The 12,297-nt window shown below is 34.8% G+C and carries 12 protein-coding genes; 5 read left to right on the top strand and 7 right to left on the bottom strand.

Going from position 1 to position 12,297, the window contains the following annotated elements; genetic code table 11:
* Nucleotides 1-31 precede the first annotated feature (31 nt).
* The 3 genes from pdaA to NST14_RS02505 form a co-directional block, all read right to left on the bottom strand.
* Nucleotides 32-814, bottom strand: a complete 783-nt coding sequence (gene pdaA, locus NST14_RS02515; protein ID WP_000681213.1) for a delta-lactam-biosynthetic de-N-acetylase — start codon at nucleotides 812-814, stop codon at nucleotides 32-34.
* A gap of 126 nt (nucleotides 815-940) precedes the next feature.
* Entirely contained in the window at nucleotides 941-2,461 is a 1,521-nt protein-coding gene (fumA, locus tag NST14_RS02510) for a class I fumarate hydratase (RefSeq protein ID WP_000413517.1), read from the bottom strand.
* Nucleotides 2,462-2,667: 206 nt separating this feature from the next.
* Nucleotides 2,668-2,850, bottom strand: coding sequence for an SE1561 family protein (locus NST14_RS02505; RefSeq protein ID WP_000513558.1), 183 nt, complete (start codon nucleotides 2,848-2,850; stop codon nucleotides 2,668-2,670).
* 213 nt (nucleotides 2,851-3,063) lie between these two features.
* On the opposite strand from NST14_RS02505, the gene yfkAB reads away from it, so the two are divergent.
* Nucleotides 3,064-4,191 carry a radical SAM/CxCxxxxC motif protein YfkAB gene (gene yfkAB, locus NST14_RS02500; protein ID WP_000156010.1) on the top strand — a complete coding sequence of 376 codons (1,128 nt, stop codon included), beginning with the start codon at nucleotides 3,064-3,066 and terminating at the stop codon, nucleotides 4,189-4,191.
* A 34-nt stretch (nucleotides 4,192-4,225) separates the two neighbouring features.
* Here the strand turns inward: yfkAB and NST14_RS02495 are convergent, their stop codons facing one another.
* Nucleotides 4,226-5,023: a YfkD famly protein gene (locus tag NST14_RS02495; protein ID WP_001992424.1), complete on the bottom strand. Its 798-nt coding sequence runs from the start codon at nucleotides 5,021-5,023 to the stop codon at nucleotides 4,226-4,228.
* An 81-nt stretch (nucleotides 5,024-5,104) separates the two neighbouring features.
* Entirely contained in the window at nucleotides 5,105-6,160 is a 1,056-nt protein-coding gene (gene cax, locus NST14_RS02490; RefSeq protein WP_000482144.1) for a calcium/proton exchanger, read from the bottom strand.
* Nucleotides 6,161-6,341: 181 nt separating this feature from the next.
* On the opposite strand from cax, the gene NST14_RS02485 reads away from it, so the two are divergent.
* The 3 genes from NST14_RS02485 (at nucleotide 6,342) to NST14_RS02475 (ending at nucleotide 7,634) form a co-directional block, all read left to right on the top strand.
* Nucleotides 6,342-6,758, top strand: coding sequence for a pyridoxamine 5'-phosphate oxidase family protein (locus NST14_RS02485; protein ID WP_000550222.1), 417 nt, complete (start codon nucleotides 6,342-6,344; stop codon nucleotides 6,756-6,758).
* Between the two features lie 155 nt (nucleotides 6,759-6,913).
* Nucleotides 6,914-7,060, top strand: a complete 147-nt coding sequence (locus NST14_RS02480) for a BH0509 family protein (RefSeq protein ID WP_000817786.1) — start codon at nucleotides 6,914-6,916, stop codon at nucleotides 7,058-7,060.
* Nucleotides 7,061-7,205: 145 nt separating this feature from the next.
* A complete protein-coding gene (locus tag NST14_RS02475) occupies nucleotides 7,206-7,634 on the top strand; it encodes an EamA family transporter (RefSeq protein WP_229143097.1) in 429 nt (142 codons plus the stop codon).
* A gap of 7 nt (nucleotides 7,635-7,641) precedes the next feature.
* Here NST14_RS02475 and NST14_RS02470 read toward each other — a convergent pair whose 3' ends face one another.
* Nucleotides 7,642-8,238 carry a DedA family protein gene (locus NST14_RS02470; protein ID WP_000434856.1) on the bottom strand — a complete coding sequence of 199 codons (597 nt, stop codon included), beginning with the start codon at nucleotides 8,236-8,238 and terminating at the stop codon, nucleotides 7,642-7,644.
* Between the two features lie 462 nt (nucleotides 8,239-8,700).
* Here NST14_RS02470 and NST14_RS02465 point away from each other — a divergent pair, with 462 nt between their 5' ends.
* The gene (locus tag NST14_RS02465) at nucleotides 8,701-11,463 is read left to right on the top strand and encodes a tetratricopeptide repeat protein (RefSeq protein ID WP_000151452.1); all 2,763 of its coding nucleotides are present in this window, start codon (nucleotides 8,701-8,703) and stop codon (nucleotides 11,461-11,463) included.
* 143 nt (nucleotides 11,464-11,606) lie between these two features.
* Here NST14_RS02465 and lepB read toward each other — a convergent pair whose 3' ends face one another.
* Entirely contained in the window at nucleotides 11,607-12,143 is a 537-nt protein-coding gene (gene lepB / locus NST14_RS02460; RefSeq protein ID WP_000983293.1) for a signal peptidase I, read from the bottom strand.
* Nucleotides 12,144-12,297 lie beyond the last annotated feature (154 nt).

Below are 12,297 nucleotides of genomic sequence, written 5' to 3'. Positions count from 1 at the left end.
TATAGCATGAGAAAACCGCAAGCATACATGCTTACGGTTGATTGCTTTTTACTAAGTCATCTAGACTTTTAAAATGATACCCTTTCTCGCGCAAATCATCAATGATTTTCGCAAGTGCTTCTGCATTATCTTTTGATATTGCATGAAGTAATAAAATAGATCCTGGATGAATCATCGTCATAACATTATTATGAGCATATTGCCACCCTCTTTGCTCATCCACTTTCCAATCCAAAAATGCAAGTGACCAAAATACATTATAGTAGCCCATTTCTTTCGTAAGAGCTAACGTTCTTTCACTAAATACGCCGCGCGGAGGACGTACATATTTCACTTCTTTTTGCCCGGTTACTTTTTTAATTTCTTCCGTTACACTCGTTAATTCTTGACGAAGTTTCTCATCATTTACCGCTGTGAAATCAGGATGGCTCCACGAATGGTTTCCAATAATGTGTCCTTCATTCTTCATTCTTAACAATAAATCTTTTTGTGTTTTAATATAATGCCCCGTTACAAAGAAAGTTGCTGGTACTTTTTTCTCTTTTAATACGTCTAAGATTTTTCCTGTGTATCCATTCTCATATCCATTATCAAATGTTAAATAAATATCCTTTTTCTTCGTATCCCCTAAATAAAAACCACCATTTTTTTGTAGCAAATCTGTATATAACTTTCCTGCATCTGGTACTGTTTCATTTTTAGGGCGCGGGATTCCCCAGTTATGTGGAGTATTTGTATAAGCTAGTGCCGAAACTGGAACAAGTGCCATCATAATTGAAAAAATGAGACCGATATATAACCATTTATGTTTCATAAATAGTCTCCTTTCCATATATAATCGTACTCGTAGTTTCTGTTGCTACGCATTCTTTCATGCTGAACATGTTTTTCTATATATACCAAAAAAATGCATCTCGAATCGTTCGAGATGCATTTTTGTTTACTTAAATACTGGCTCTTTAAAGCTAGCTAATTTTTCAAGTGATGTTTTATCAACATCTGCATGTAAGCTATTACCGTGAGAATCCATCGTTACAACTGCTTTAAATCCATCGATACGTAAATGCCACATTGCCTCTGGAATACCAAATTGTAAGAAATCAACATCTTTCACTTCTTTAATACATTCAGCATAATATTGCGCTGCACCACCGATTGCGTTTAAATATACACCACCGTGTTCTTCTAAAGCTGCTAATGTTTTCGCACCCATGCCGCCTTTTCCAATGACAGCTCTAATACCGAATTTCTTCATAATATCACCTTGGTACGGTTCTTCACGAATACTTGTCGTTGGACCTGCCGCTTTAATTTGCCAATTGTCATTTTCATCTTTCACAACAACTGGACCACAGTGGTAAATAATTTGTCCATTTAAATCTACTGGACAATCGTTATCCATTAAATGCTTATGAATTGCGTCACGACCTGTATACATCATGCCATTAATTGTTACAACATCACCAACGCGAAGTTCACGAATTTGCTCTTCTGTAATTGGCGCTTGTAATACAATTTCACGCTGCTCCGTTTTTTCTTGTACTTCTTGCTCCAGTGTATCTTCACCTTCTTGATATAACCAATCCATAATTTCACCTGTTTCAGGATGGATTGTTACACCAAGGCGACGGTATGCCCAGCAATTATACGCCACAGATACGTAGAAACTAGCTGGCAGACGGTTATACACGCCAATTTTACAGCCAAGTAAAGTTGTTTCTCCGCCAAATCCCATCGTACCAATGCCAAGCTTATTCGCATTTTCTAATACATATTCTTCAAGTTGTTGTAATTCTGGGATTGGATTGACATCATCTAATGTACGGAATAATTGATTTTTTGCTAATTCGTAACCTGATGTGCGGTCTCCCCCGATACCAACACCAATTACACCTGCACTACATCCTTGACCTTGTGCTTGATATACCGCATGAAGAAGGCATTTACGAATCCCTTCTAAATCGCGGCCAGCTCGTCCAAGTCCTTCTAGTTCACACGGTAAGCTATACTGAATATTTTTATTCTCACAGCCACCCCCCTTTAGGATTAAACGTGCATCAATATAATCTTTTTCCCATTGTTCAAACTTAATAACCGGTGTACCTGGTCCTAAATTATTTCCACTATTGTCTCCAAAAAGAGAATCAACAGAATTTGGACGAAGTTTACCATCTTTTGTCGCCCGCTCAAGCGCATTATAGATAGCTTCCTTCAACTTTAATTGATTCACACCAACTGGTGTATAAATTTTAAACGTTGGCATCCCTGTATCTTGGCAAATTGGCGAGATGTTATCATCAGCCATTTTAATATTATTTGTAATTGTGCCAAGTGCCATCGCAGAACGAGTCCCTGCATTTTCTCGCTCTTTCGCTTGTTGAATCGCACGACGAACATCTTTCGGTAAGTTCGTTGACGTTTCAACAATTAGTTGATACATGCTTTCTTGAAGCTTTTCCATTGTTACTTCCCCCTCAATTGTGAACGCTACCAAAACGTTATGAGCTGAAATTTCCACTATTATGCTCTGCAGCTTTTTATTTGTTTCACGCTATTCAAGCATACATGAAATTTTTCACAACTTGATTATACCTCTTTTTCTATCGTCCTTCTATTATCCGCACAGAAAAAGGCTACCAAATTGGAATTGGCAGCCTTTTTAATATATTATTCGTCTTTTTTAAATTGCTCACATTTTAATTCTAATTCATCTAGCATTGCAAGAAGACGATCTACATCTTCTAATTCTACTTCTTCAGGTTCAATTGTATCAATTACTTCAATGAACATATTTAAACGTTCTTTTAAATATACTAATTGTGTATCTTTATCTTGAATTGCTTTTCCCATGAAGGCACTCTCCTTTTAATTCGAGTTGCTTTTATTATACCGCAAAAATGATTACAATGGGTATGTAATTTCATCAATTTTGTCACGGTTATTCACTATAATGTAAGCCCTCTCTCTTTTTCCTCTAAAAAGTTTCGCTTTATAAAAAGCACATATTCTTCTATTATAGAGGATGGACAAATTGTTATTTCAATAGTCAAAGGAGTATTTCATATGACGATATCACAAAAAATGAAGCCGATTACTCCTTCTTACGATCCATGGGAAGCGTATATGGACCTTGAAGAGTACGGCAAACTACTATTAACAAATGTTGAGTTTACAACAACGACGTTATGCAATATGCGCTGTGAGCATTGCGCTGTTGGTTACACGTTACAGCCGAAAGACCCGAATCCGCTTCCGATGGATCTTTTATTAAAACGATTAGATGAGATTCCTCATTTACGTTCTTTAAGTATTACTGGCGGAGAACCTATGCTTTCAAAAAAATCCGTCGACAACTATGTAACACCACTCTTAAAATACGCCCACGAACGAGGTGTTCGCACTCAAATCAACTCAAACTTAACTATAGATTTAGCACGTTACGAACAAATTATTCCCTATTTAGACGTATTGCATATATCTCATAACTGGGGAACAATTGACGACTTCGTTGAAGGCGGATTTGCAATGATGGAGCGTAAACCTACGTATGAACAGCGTGCAAAATTATTTGAACGTATGATCACAAATAGTAAAGCTCTATCAGATGCAGGTGTACTCGTATCAGCCGAAACGATGTTGAATAAACGAACTCTACCACACATTGAGCATATTCATCGTCAAATCGTTGATGAAATGGGATGTAAACGTCATGAGGTTCACCCAATGTATCCAAGTGACTTCGCGAGTAATCTAGAGATTTTAACAAAAGCTGAAATTCGTGATGCAATTGAGCATTTACTAGAAATTCGCGATGAAAATGTATGGATGTTATTTGGAACTTTACCTTTCTACGCTTGTAGCGATGATGAGCGAGACATTGCCACATTTAAAAAATTACAAAAGAGCAAAAATGTAACTGTTCGTAACGATCCAGATGGCCGTTCTCGTTTAAATGTAAATATTTTTGATGGAAATATTATTGTAACGGACTTTGGTGATGTTCCACTTCTAGGTAACATTCAAACAAATACGTTACAAGAAGCGTATGAAAAATGGAGCGCTTCAAAAACAGCAAAATCATTAAGCTGTCACTGTCCAGCAGTAAAATGTCTTGGACCGAATGTTCTTGTAAAAAACAGCTACTATCCAACCGAAGATTTCTTATCAAAAACAGCAAATATTACATTATAAAAAAACGTCAGCTTATAAGCTGACGTTTTTTATCTTATTGCGAATGAGAAGAAGAAATGAATTTAAAATATAAATGATCATGAATTGGGATAGCGGCTCCAATTCCTTGAGAAGTAATATTTTTTACAACAAGCCTTTTTTGATTTCCTTTTAATACGAGATATACTTCTCCAAATGTTACTTTTCCTTTTTCATTTACTGCTGGTGTATAAGCATATAAATATCCAAGTTGACTCGGACTAATATTATACACACGCTCATGCCCTGTACCATAACCAATAGTCGTTTTAAATGAAAGTGGCAATTGTACTTTTTCAAGTGCTTTGAGAAGCATCATTTTTTTCACATCTGCAGCATCTTTCATATCTGCTGTTAAATCACCTTCAACCGTCTTTTGTGTTTCTTGCTTATAGCGTAGTGGATATAGGCGATCTCCTCCGCGATTATCGTACACATTGCGATTTACTTGTTTATATTCCCAATTAACCGATGTATCAATCGATTCATAATGTAAAGCCCATTGCCCTAAATAAATCTTTGCTCGGTACCCTACCGCAAGCGGCGCATTCGAAATTGTTGTTTCATTAAACATTCGAATTAAGTCCGGATTTTCAATTTTAATATTTGCTGTTTTTAATAATTCTTGAGCAAACTTACTCGGCTGTAAACGCGGTAAATCTTGCGCATCATTTGGAAACGTATTGTCTTTAGAAATATTTAAAACAGATGAAGGCATTTTTGTTTCTACTGTTGTCTTTGCAAAGCCACTGTTAGGAAATAATAAAATAAACGAGACCATAGTTGAAAGACATATGCTGTATACTCGTTTCACCTGTCTGGCTCCTTCCTACATAAAGGTATATATACTACTTCGTTTATTGTTTTCTCTGAGCACAATTGTTATGCCTATTTTTCATAATAAATAAAAACCAATTCCCATAATGACATACGCAGCTAATAAAGTACCGCCTTCAAACCAGTTTGTATCTCCATCATTTGAAATCGCAATCGTTAAGAAAACAGCTGTAATCATAGAAACAAGTTCTGGTATTGTAAATACTAAAGGCATCCTTTGCGTGAAAAACATAGAAAGCAGTACTAATACAGGAGCAACAAACATGGCAATTTGTAATGTAGAACCTATCGCAATCTCAACTGCAATATTTACTTTATTTTTATACGCCATAATAATTGCAGATGCATGTTCTGCTGCATTTCCAACAATCGCAACGATAATAACACCTATAAACAATTCTGACCAACCAAATGATTTTGCAACTGTCTCAAATGTATGCACGAGCGCCTCTGACACATAAGCTACCGCAATTGTTGCTATCGCTAAAATGAGTAATGCTTTCCCTTTCGACCACTCTGGTTCTTCCTCATGAGCGACTTCATCACTTTTATGCTGATATACACCACGGTGCGTAACTAACTTAAATAGCAATGCAGCAAGGTACATAATAATCATAATAATCGAGACACCTATACTTAACTGATACGTCTTTCCAGCGTCCATCTTCATTGAAAAAATCTCTGGAATAACAAATGCTACTACTACAGCAAAGATTAATAAAGCCGAATTATGCCTTGCATCATATACATTAAAACTTTGTCTTTTATATTTAAGCCCTCCCACAAAGAAGGATAGCCCTCCTACTAATAATAAATTTCCAAGTACAGAACCTGTTAAAGAAGCTAACACAACTTCAATCAATCCTGCCTGAAGTGCAAAAATCGAAATGATTAGTTCAACAGCGTTACCGAAAGTAGCATTTAATAATCCACCTATTCTAGGACCAGATACAATTGCCAAACTTTCTGTCGCTCTCCCCATAAAACCCGCTAATGCGATAATCGTAATACAATACACAGCAAACATAATTGTTTGAGGCCAATGAAGTGTTTTCCCAAGTACAGACAGTGGTACACCTATAAGAGCCACTATAAGAAATATTTTATTAAACATGCTTTTCATCCTTCCATCGTATGTATTTCTCCTCGATATTATTATTATTATTCTTCTCCTAACTTGTCCGATTTCATCACAATTGCGTTTAAAAAATTGAATTGAAGAAAACAGTATGAAAGATGTTTAAATCATCTTGTTTAAATAAAGAAAATGTAAATTAAGAAAAGAGGTAAAAAATATGCACTTAAAAGAAAAAATCGCAACTATTATTCAAGGTCAACGTACCGGTGTATTATCTACAGTACGAAATGAGAAACCTCATAGCGCCTTTATGATGTTTTTCCACGAAGATTTTGTACTGTATGTTGCAACAGATCGACAATCAAAAAAGATAACAGATATTAAAAACAATCCAAATGTACATGTACTACTTGGTCGTGAAGGAAAAAAATTAGATGAAGATTATATCGAAGTGGAAGGCTTAGCCTCCATCGAGGAAGACTCCACATTAAAAAACAAGTTTTGGAGTAATAGCTTAAAGCGTTGGTTACTCGGTCCTGAAGACCCTAATTATGTACTAATTAAAATCAACCCCGATACAATTTATTACATCGATGGTGCGGGTACGACGGAGCCCGAGTTTTTACGACTATAAAGTGAAACAAGCCCACCTTTAGGTGGGCTTGTTTTGTCGAAAAGTTCTTCTGAAAAAAACAATAAAATAGGTGGAACTTTCTAAAGATTCTGTTATATAATAGCAGTAACTTAAATAAACTGTATTAAAACAGATTGAGAGGAGAAATAAAATTGATGAAAAGAGAAGAACGTAAAAACATGATTGAGTTTATCGAAAAGAAAAAAGGGATTGAGCGTGACGAATTATTGTTTATGACAGATGATGAAGTAGAACATATTTATAATGTAACGTACTTTTTATATGAAGAAATTGCAGAGTAGTATAATACTCCCCACCTTATGAAAAATATAAGGTGGGGATTATTTCGTTATCTATCCAGCTCTTTGCGAGGCGGTAAAATCCCATTCACTTTATACGTGAGAATGATTTTCATGTATAATAATGTACGATTGGAGGAATTTTACTATGAGTTCATGGCTCTTATTCGCACTATTATCAGCAATTACTGCTGCCCTTGTATCTATTTTCGGTAAGATTGGTTTAGATGGAATCGATGCCAATGTTGCTACGACGGTTCGTTCTATTATTATGGTATTATTTATGATAGGCGTTATTATTATACAAGGTAAATTTCAAAATATCGGCGACGTACTGCTAAATAAAAAAGCACTGCTCTTTATCACATTAAGTGGAGTTGCAGGTGCTTCGTCATGGCTATTTTATTTTCTTGCCCTTAAAACAGGAAAGGTTTCACAAGTAGCTCCTGTCGATAAATTAAGTGTCGTATTTTCTATCATTCTCGCTATGATTATACTCGGCGAAAAGTTAAACTTTATGACTGGTATTGGTGTTGTCTTTATTACAGCTGGTGTACTATTTATCGCTTTCAGCTAAAAAACCGCTACTCGCGGTTTTTCTTTTTCTTTATGTAAAACCATACGACACATGTAACAACTACTGAAATGGATAAAATCCATATTCCATAATGATGCAAACTATACTCAACGAAACGCCACTTCTCTCCTAACTTCCAGCCAAGTCCAATAAAAACACTTATCCAAATAAGTGCACCACCGTAAGCGTACAAACAAAAACGCCAAAGTGTTAAATTCGACATCCCAGCAAAATACGCTGTTAAATGACGTACTCCTGGGATAAAATAACCAACTATTAAAAGAAATGGGCCATATTTTTCAAATAAAATATGTGTTTTTTCAATGTGATGTTCTTTAATTCTAATTTTCGGTCCATATTTTTTTAAAACAGGGAGTCCAAGTTTTAAACCTAATATGTAGCTTAATGTAATGCCTAACATCGCACCAGCCATCCCACTTAAAAACGCAGCTGTTCCTGACATAACGCCTTTTGAAACGTTATAACCAACGAAGGTCAATAAAAACTCGTCTGGTATCGGTAATCCAACAATCCCGCCAGCTAAAGCTATAATAATTCCAAAATACCCATAATGTGCGATTAACTCGCCAATATGTTGTTCCATTCGGAAGACACATCCTATACACGATCGTTATTCCACATTGTGCCCTTTCTATCTTTCAGACAAACATGGTATACATATTCACTATACATTGTTTTTATAATGAACTCTACTTCTATCCATTCCTTTAGCAGGCTGAAATTGAACTATTAATCAGTGACCTCGCTCATTCTTAGTACACATCAATCACGTGCTAGACTCCCGCCTTCTTTCCTTATATCCATCTCCTCTTGAAGGACTAATCTTACTATCCACAAATACCATGATTAAAAAATAAAAATTCATATGCTTGTTTTTTTGTTACAATAAAGGAAAGTTACTTTTCGCAACGGTTTAACTCTCAGGAAAAATGATATACCTAGCAAAAACATAGTTTGGTCGATATAATGCAACTTCTACCTATTAAAAGAACATGCACCCTTTACATACAACATCATTTTTCTAAATTATACAGGGGGAACGAACATGACCATTGAAAATCAATTTATCCAAAAGGTTTACTATAAAACATTTTTAACAGAAAAAACTTCTACTCCAGTATCAGAAGTACTCGGTGAAGCATATATAAATGAATCTACAAATGAATTCTCCAATATTTCTAATATTCGCTTTGCTCAAGGTGAATTGTATTACCAAAATAAAGACTTTGAAGCAGCAATATTTAAATGGGAGAAAGTAAATAATGAGCTTGCACTTTGGGCAACCAAGAATATTGCAGATGCTTATTTTGAACTAGGATTCTTACCAAAGGCAGAAGAAATGTATCAATCTATCCAAACGGAAGATACAACTCTTACAATGGAAGTTTCCTTACAACTTCTTTCTCTTTATATCGAACAAGATCGTTTAGGTCTAGCATTTAAGACGATTAGTGAGGCTGTTGCATTTCAACCTGACTATCCAAATATTACTTCAATTGCTCGTTCATTCTATGAAAAACAAGAAGATTGGAATAACGCCATCGAACTTGCCGTTCAAGAAGGAATTCGAACAAAATCATTACACTGGTTCGATACTTTAATCAATTATGTGAATCAAGGATTTACGAAACAAATCAAACCAGAATATTTCTATGAATCTTTAAAAGCTTTATATGCAATTGATCAAGTCCAATTTAAGGAACTTGTTATTGCTCTTTGGAACAGCTATCAAAATGAAAAATCACATCTACCTTGGATTCAAACAATCAATCATTTATTCTTACATATTGAAACAGACAACAATGACGATTGGCATGAAATTGTTGAACGCTATCAAGATACGTACTTTGAATTAATTACTGGTGAACATTTCATGCATGAAATGCAAGGACTTGTACCTGACTTATTAACAAATTGGTTTAGTTTAACGAGAGCAAAAGACGCCCTATTCGTCTCTGCTGCAGTGTTAGCGTGGAATGAAGTTTCACCTACAACTTTAGAGTCATTACTCGTAAAAAGTGCGGGAGCCCTACTCTCTAATTCAACAGCTGAAACAAATGTGAAAATGGAAACTGTTTCTCATTTATTCGAAACAATTGCTGTATGGGCTGAAAAAAATGATGTAGATTTAAGTCATCAATTTACGTTACTCGTTCATGAACTATGTGATTTAAATGTTACAAAATTACTAATTTCGGGAACTAGTGACTATGATAAATTATCATTCGTCAATTCAATATTAGGAGAGAACATCTTAACTGAAACTATAACAACTCCTATTCTATTTAAAGATGATAGCCAAACTGAAATAACAGAATTCACTGCGTTAGATGTGCACAATATACCGAACTTTGATGAATTCCATCAAATAATGGCTACACCTGAACAATCAGAACTTGAGAACAAATGTATAGAAATTAAATTACCAAGTAGATTTTTGAGAAAGAATAAATTTGCATTTCTTGTTACACCATCTGTTCGAGGACAAGTGGAAAAAAACAGCTCATATTTTGAATACTTACAAGCCGCAGATAGCCTTATTTACGTATTAAATTCTGCTTCATCGTTACATGGTGAAGAACTTGATACATTACTTTATTTACGTGAACAAGTACCAAACTTACAAATTCATTTCGTATTACATACAAATAGTGCGGATACGAATGAAAAACTAATGAGTAAGATGAAAGTCCATTTCCCAAATGCGCAGTTCTTCCCATACTCTCCTTCACAAGAGGGGAGCCAACAACTTGGGGACGTGACAGAGTCTATTCTTTCTAATCTAGCAGAACGCGATATAGAACAAGAACGTATCGAAAAACTAATATGGTTTACTCAAAAGACAATCGCATACCTTGTAAATGAACGTGTGGAATTAGAAAATACATTAGTCAAATCAGTACGCTGGAATAAACATATCTCAGTAAAACTAAACGGATTTATTAACAATCTTACTGCTCTTGAAAAAGATAAAATTCGTTCTATTACAGAATCTTATCTTTTAACGAAAGAAGAAATCACAAGAGATATCCATTCTCAAATTCCTGAATTATTACAGAGCTGCTCTGACCTTGTTCAAGAAGATAGTGATTTCAAATTAGTTCATGAAGAATTAAATACTGCGATGAACGAACGAATTCAAAAACATGTACAGCAAGTGCTTCTCCCTAAATTTACTGGGTTTATTCAAGAGTGGATTGAAACAGCACATAATGAATTTATTCAAGCTCAATCTTATTTAGATGAAATGAGTGAAACGTTTAATAAATTATATAAAGAAGAACGAATGAAACTTCCTTGCGATTTCAAATTACTAGATGATTGGCATCGAGATGTTGTACGCATGACCAATAGAATTACAGTATCGAATATCAATATTTTATTACGTTTTACACCGACACAATTTTTCTTAAAGAGTGCAGGAAAACTATTTGGTAACATGCAAAAAAATCAATCTATGCTTGCAAACAAATATAAACAATATATTGAAACGGAAGACTATACGGAAATTGCTCAAACGATTTCAAAACAATTCTTCCTTCAATTTGAAGTATTTGAAGGCGCATTAGAACGAGATATCATGATGTTCTTTAAAGATCCACTTAGCATACTGAAACAAAATGTAGAAGCCGCTCAACTTGAAATACAGGAAGACGAGCAAACATTAGCAACGTTAAGAAGCAACCCAGAAACTTATCACGATCCGTTAGCATTCTTTAAACTGCAACTATTGCAACACAAATTCGTTTTAAGTACGCACAAAAACAATGAAGACGTCTATGAATTTAATGAGTCTCCTACGATTTAACATAAAGTGAAACTTTAATCAGTGGGGGGTCTTCATCCCCCACCTAACTTCCTTGCTTTCGCTGAATTTTGAGGTGGGGGTCTTACTGCCCATTAAAGCGGGATAAAAAACCAAGCAAACTGAAATTTGCTTGGTTTTTTACTTTAATTCATTATTTTCATATGTTCAAATGGATAATAAATTGCCGCTAATTCTCCTAATACATCAGCTTTATCAATGAGTCCTAAACCATTTCTACTATCTCTGCTTATTAAGCGATTATCTCCCATAACAAAAATCTTGTTTTTAGGAACTGTAATTGGTCCAAAGTCCTCCGTTAAATTCATAAGTTTTTTTTCAGCTTGTTTTTTATTACTATACAAATACGCTTCCTCTATCACTTCATGATTCACATATAATTGATCATTTCTCACCTCAATAACATCGCCAGGCAAACCAATAACCCTTTTCACATAAAAATTATCTGTCTTTACAACAATAATATCTTCTCTCCCATAACTTTCAAATTTCTTTGCCAACTTATTCACAATCACCTTATCCCCATCTTGTAACGTTGGCTTCATAGACGCCCCTTTTACAGTCGTAGGAAAAAATACGAAAATTTTCGCCAAAAACACGAGCAAACAAGCAATTGCAATTGTTCCAAAGAATTCACGCAACCGTTTTTTCTTTTGCATCATTCCACCATCTCATCATGTTTTTACTTTTATTATAAAGACTTCAACTACTTAATTTCTATAAAATTCTGAATTGTAAAATTAGAATATTAAAAACTTTAAAATAACATCCTCATAAAATCCTTATTTTTATATACCATATTTTATATGTACCTCA

The organism is Bacillus sp. FSL W8-0519, assembly GCF_038005585.1.
GTDB classification, from domain to species: Bacteria; Bacillota; Bacilli; order Bacillales; family Bacillaceae_G; genus Bacillus_A; species Bacillus_A paranthracis.
This window is presented reverse-complemented; position numbering and strand designations above follow the sequence as displayed.

Excerpts from the sequence above, each read along its gene's own strand:
- pdaA (WP_000681213.1), bottom strand. The coding sequence starts at position 814 with ATGAAACATAAATGGTTATATATCGGTCTCATTTTTTCAATTATGATG.
- fumA (WP_000413517.1), bottom strand. The coding sequence starts at position 2,461 with ATGGAAAAGCTTCAAGAAAGCATGTATCAACTAATTGTTGAAACGTCA.
- NST14_RS02505 (WP_000513558.1), bottom strand. The coding sequence starts at position 2,850 with ATGGGAAAAGCAATTCAAGATAAAGATACACAATTAGTATATTTAAAA.
- yfkAB (WP_000156010.1), top strand. The coding sequence starts at position 3,064 with ATGACGATATCACAAAAAATGAAGCCGATTACTCCTTCTTACGATCCA.
- cax (WP_000482144.1), bottom strand. The coding sequence starts at position 6,160 with ATGTTTAATAAAATATTTCTTATAGTGGCTCTTATAGGTGTACCACTG.
- NST14_RS02485 (WP_000550222.1), top strand. The coding sequence starts at position 6,342 with ATGCACTTAAAAGAAAAAATCGCAACTATTATTCAAGGTCAACGTACC.
- NST14_RS02480 (WP_000817786.1), top strand. The coding sequence starts at position 6,914 with ATGAAAAGAGAAGAACGTAAAAACATGATTGAGTTTATCGAAAAGAAA.
- NST14_RS02475 (WP_229143097.1), top strand. The coding sequence starts at position 7,206 with ATGAGTTCATGGCTCTTATTCGCACTATTATCAGCAATTACTGCTGCC.
- NST14_RS02470 (WP_000434856.1), bottom strand. The coding sequence starts at position 8,238 with ATGGAACAACATATTGGCGAGTTAATCGCACATTATGGGTATTTTGGA.
- NST14_RS02465 (WP_000151452.1), top strand. The coding sequence starts at position 8,701 with ATGACCATTGAAAATCAATTTATCCAAAAGGTTTACTATAAAACATTT.
- lepB (WP_000983293.1), bottom strand. The coding sequence starts at position 12,143 with ATGATGCAAAAGAAAAAACGGTTGCGTGAATTCTTTGGAACAATTGCA.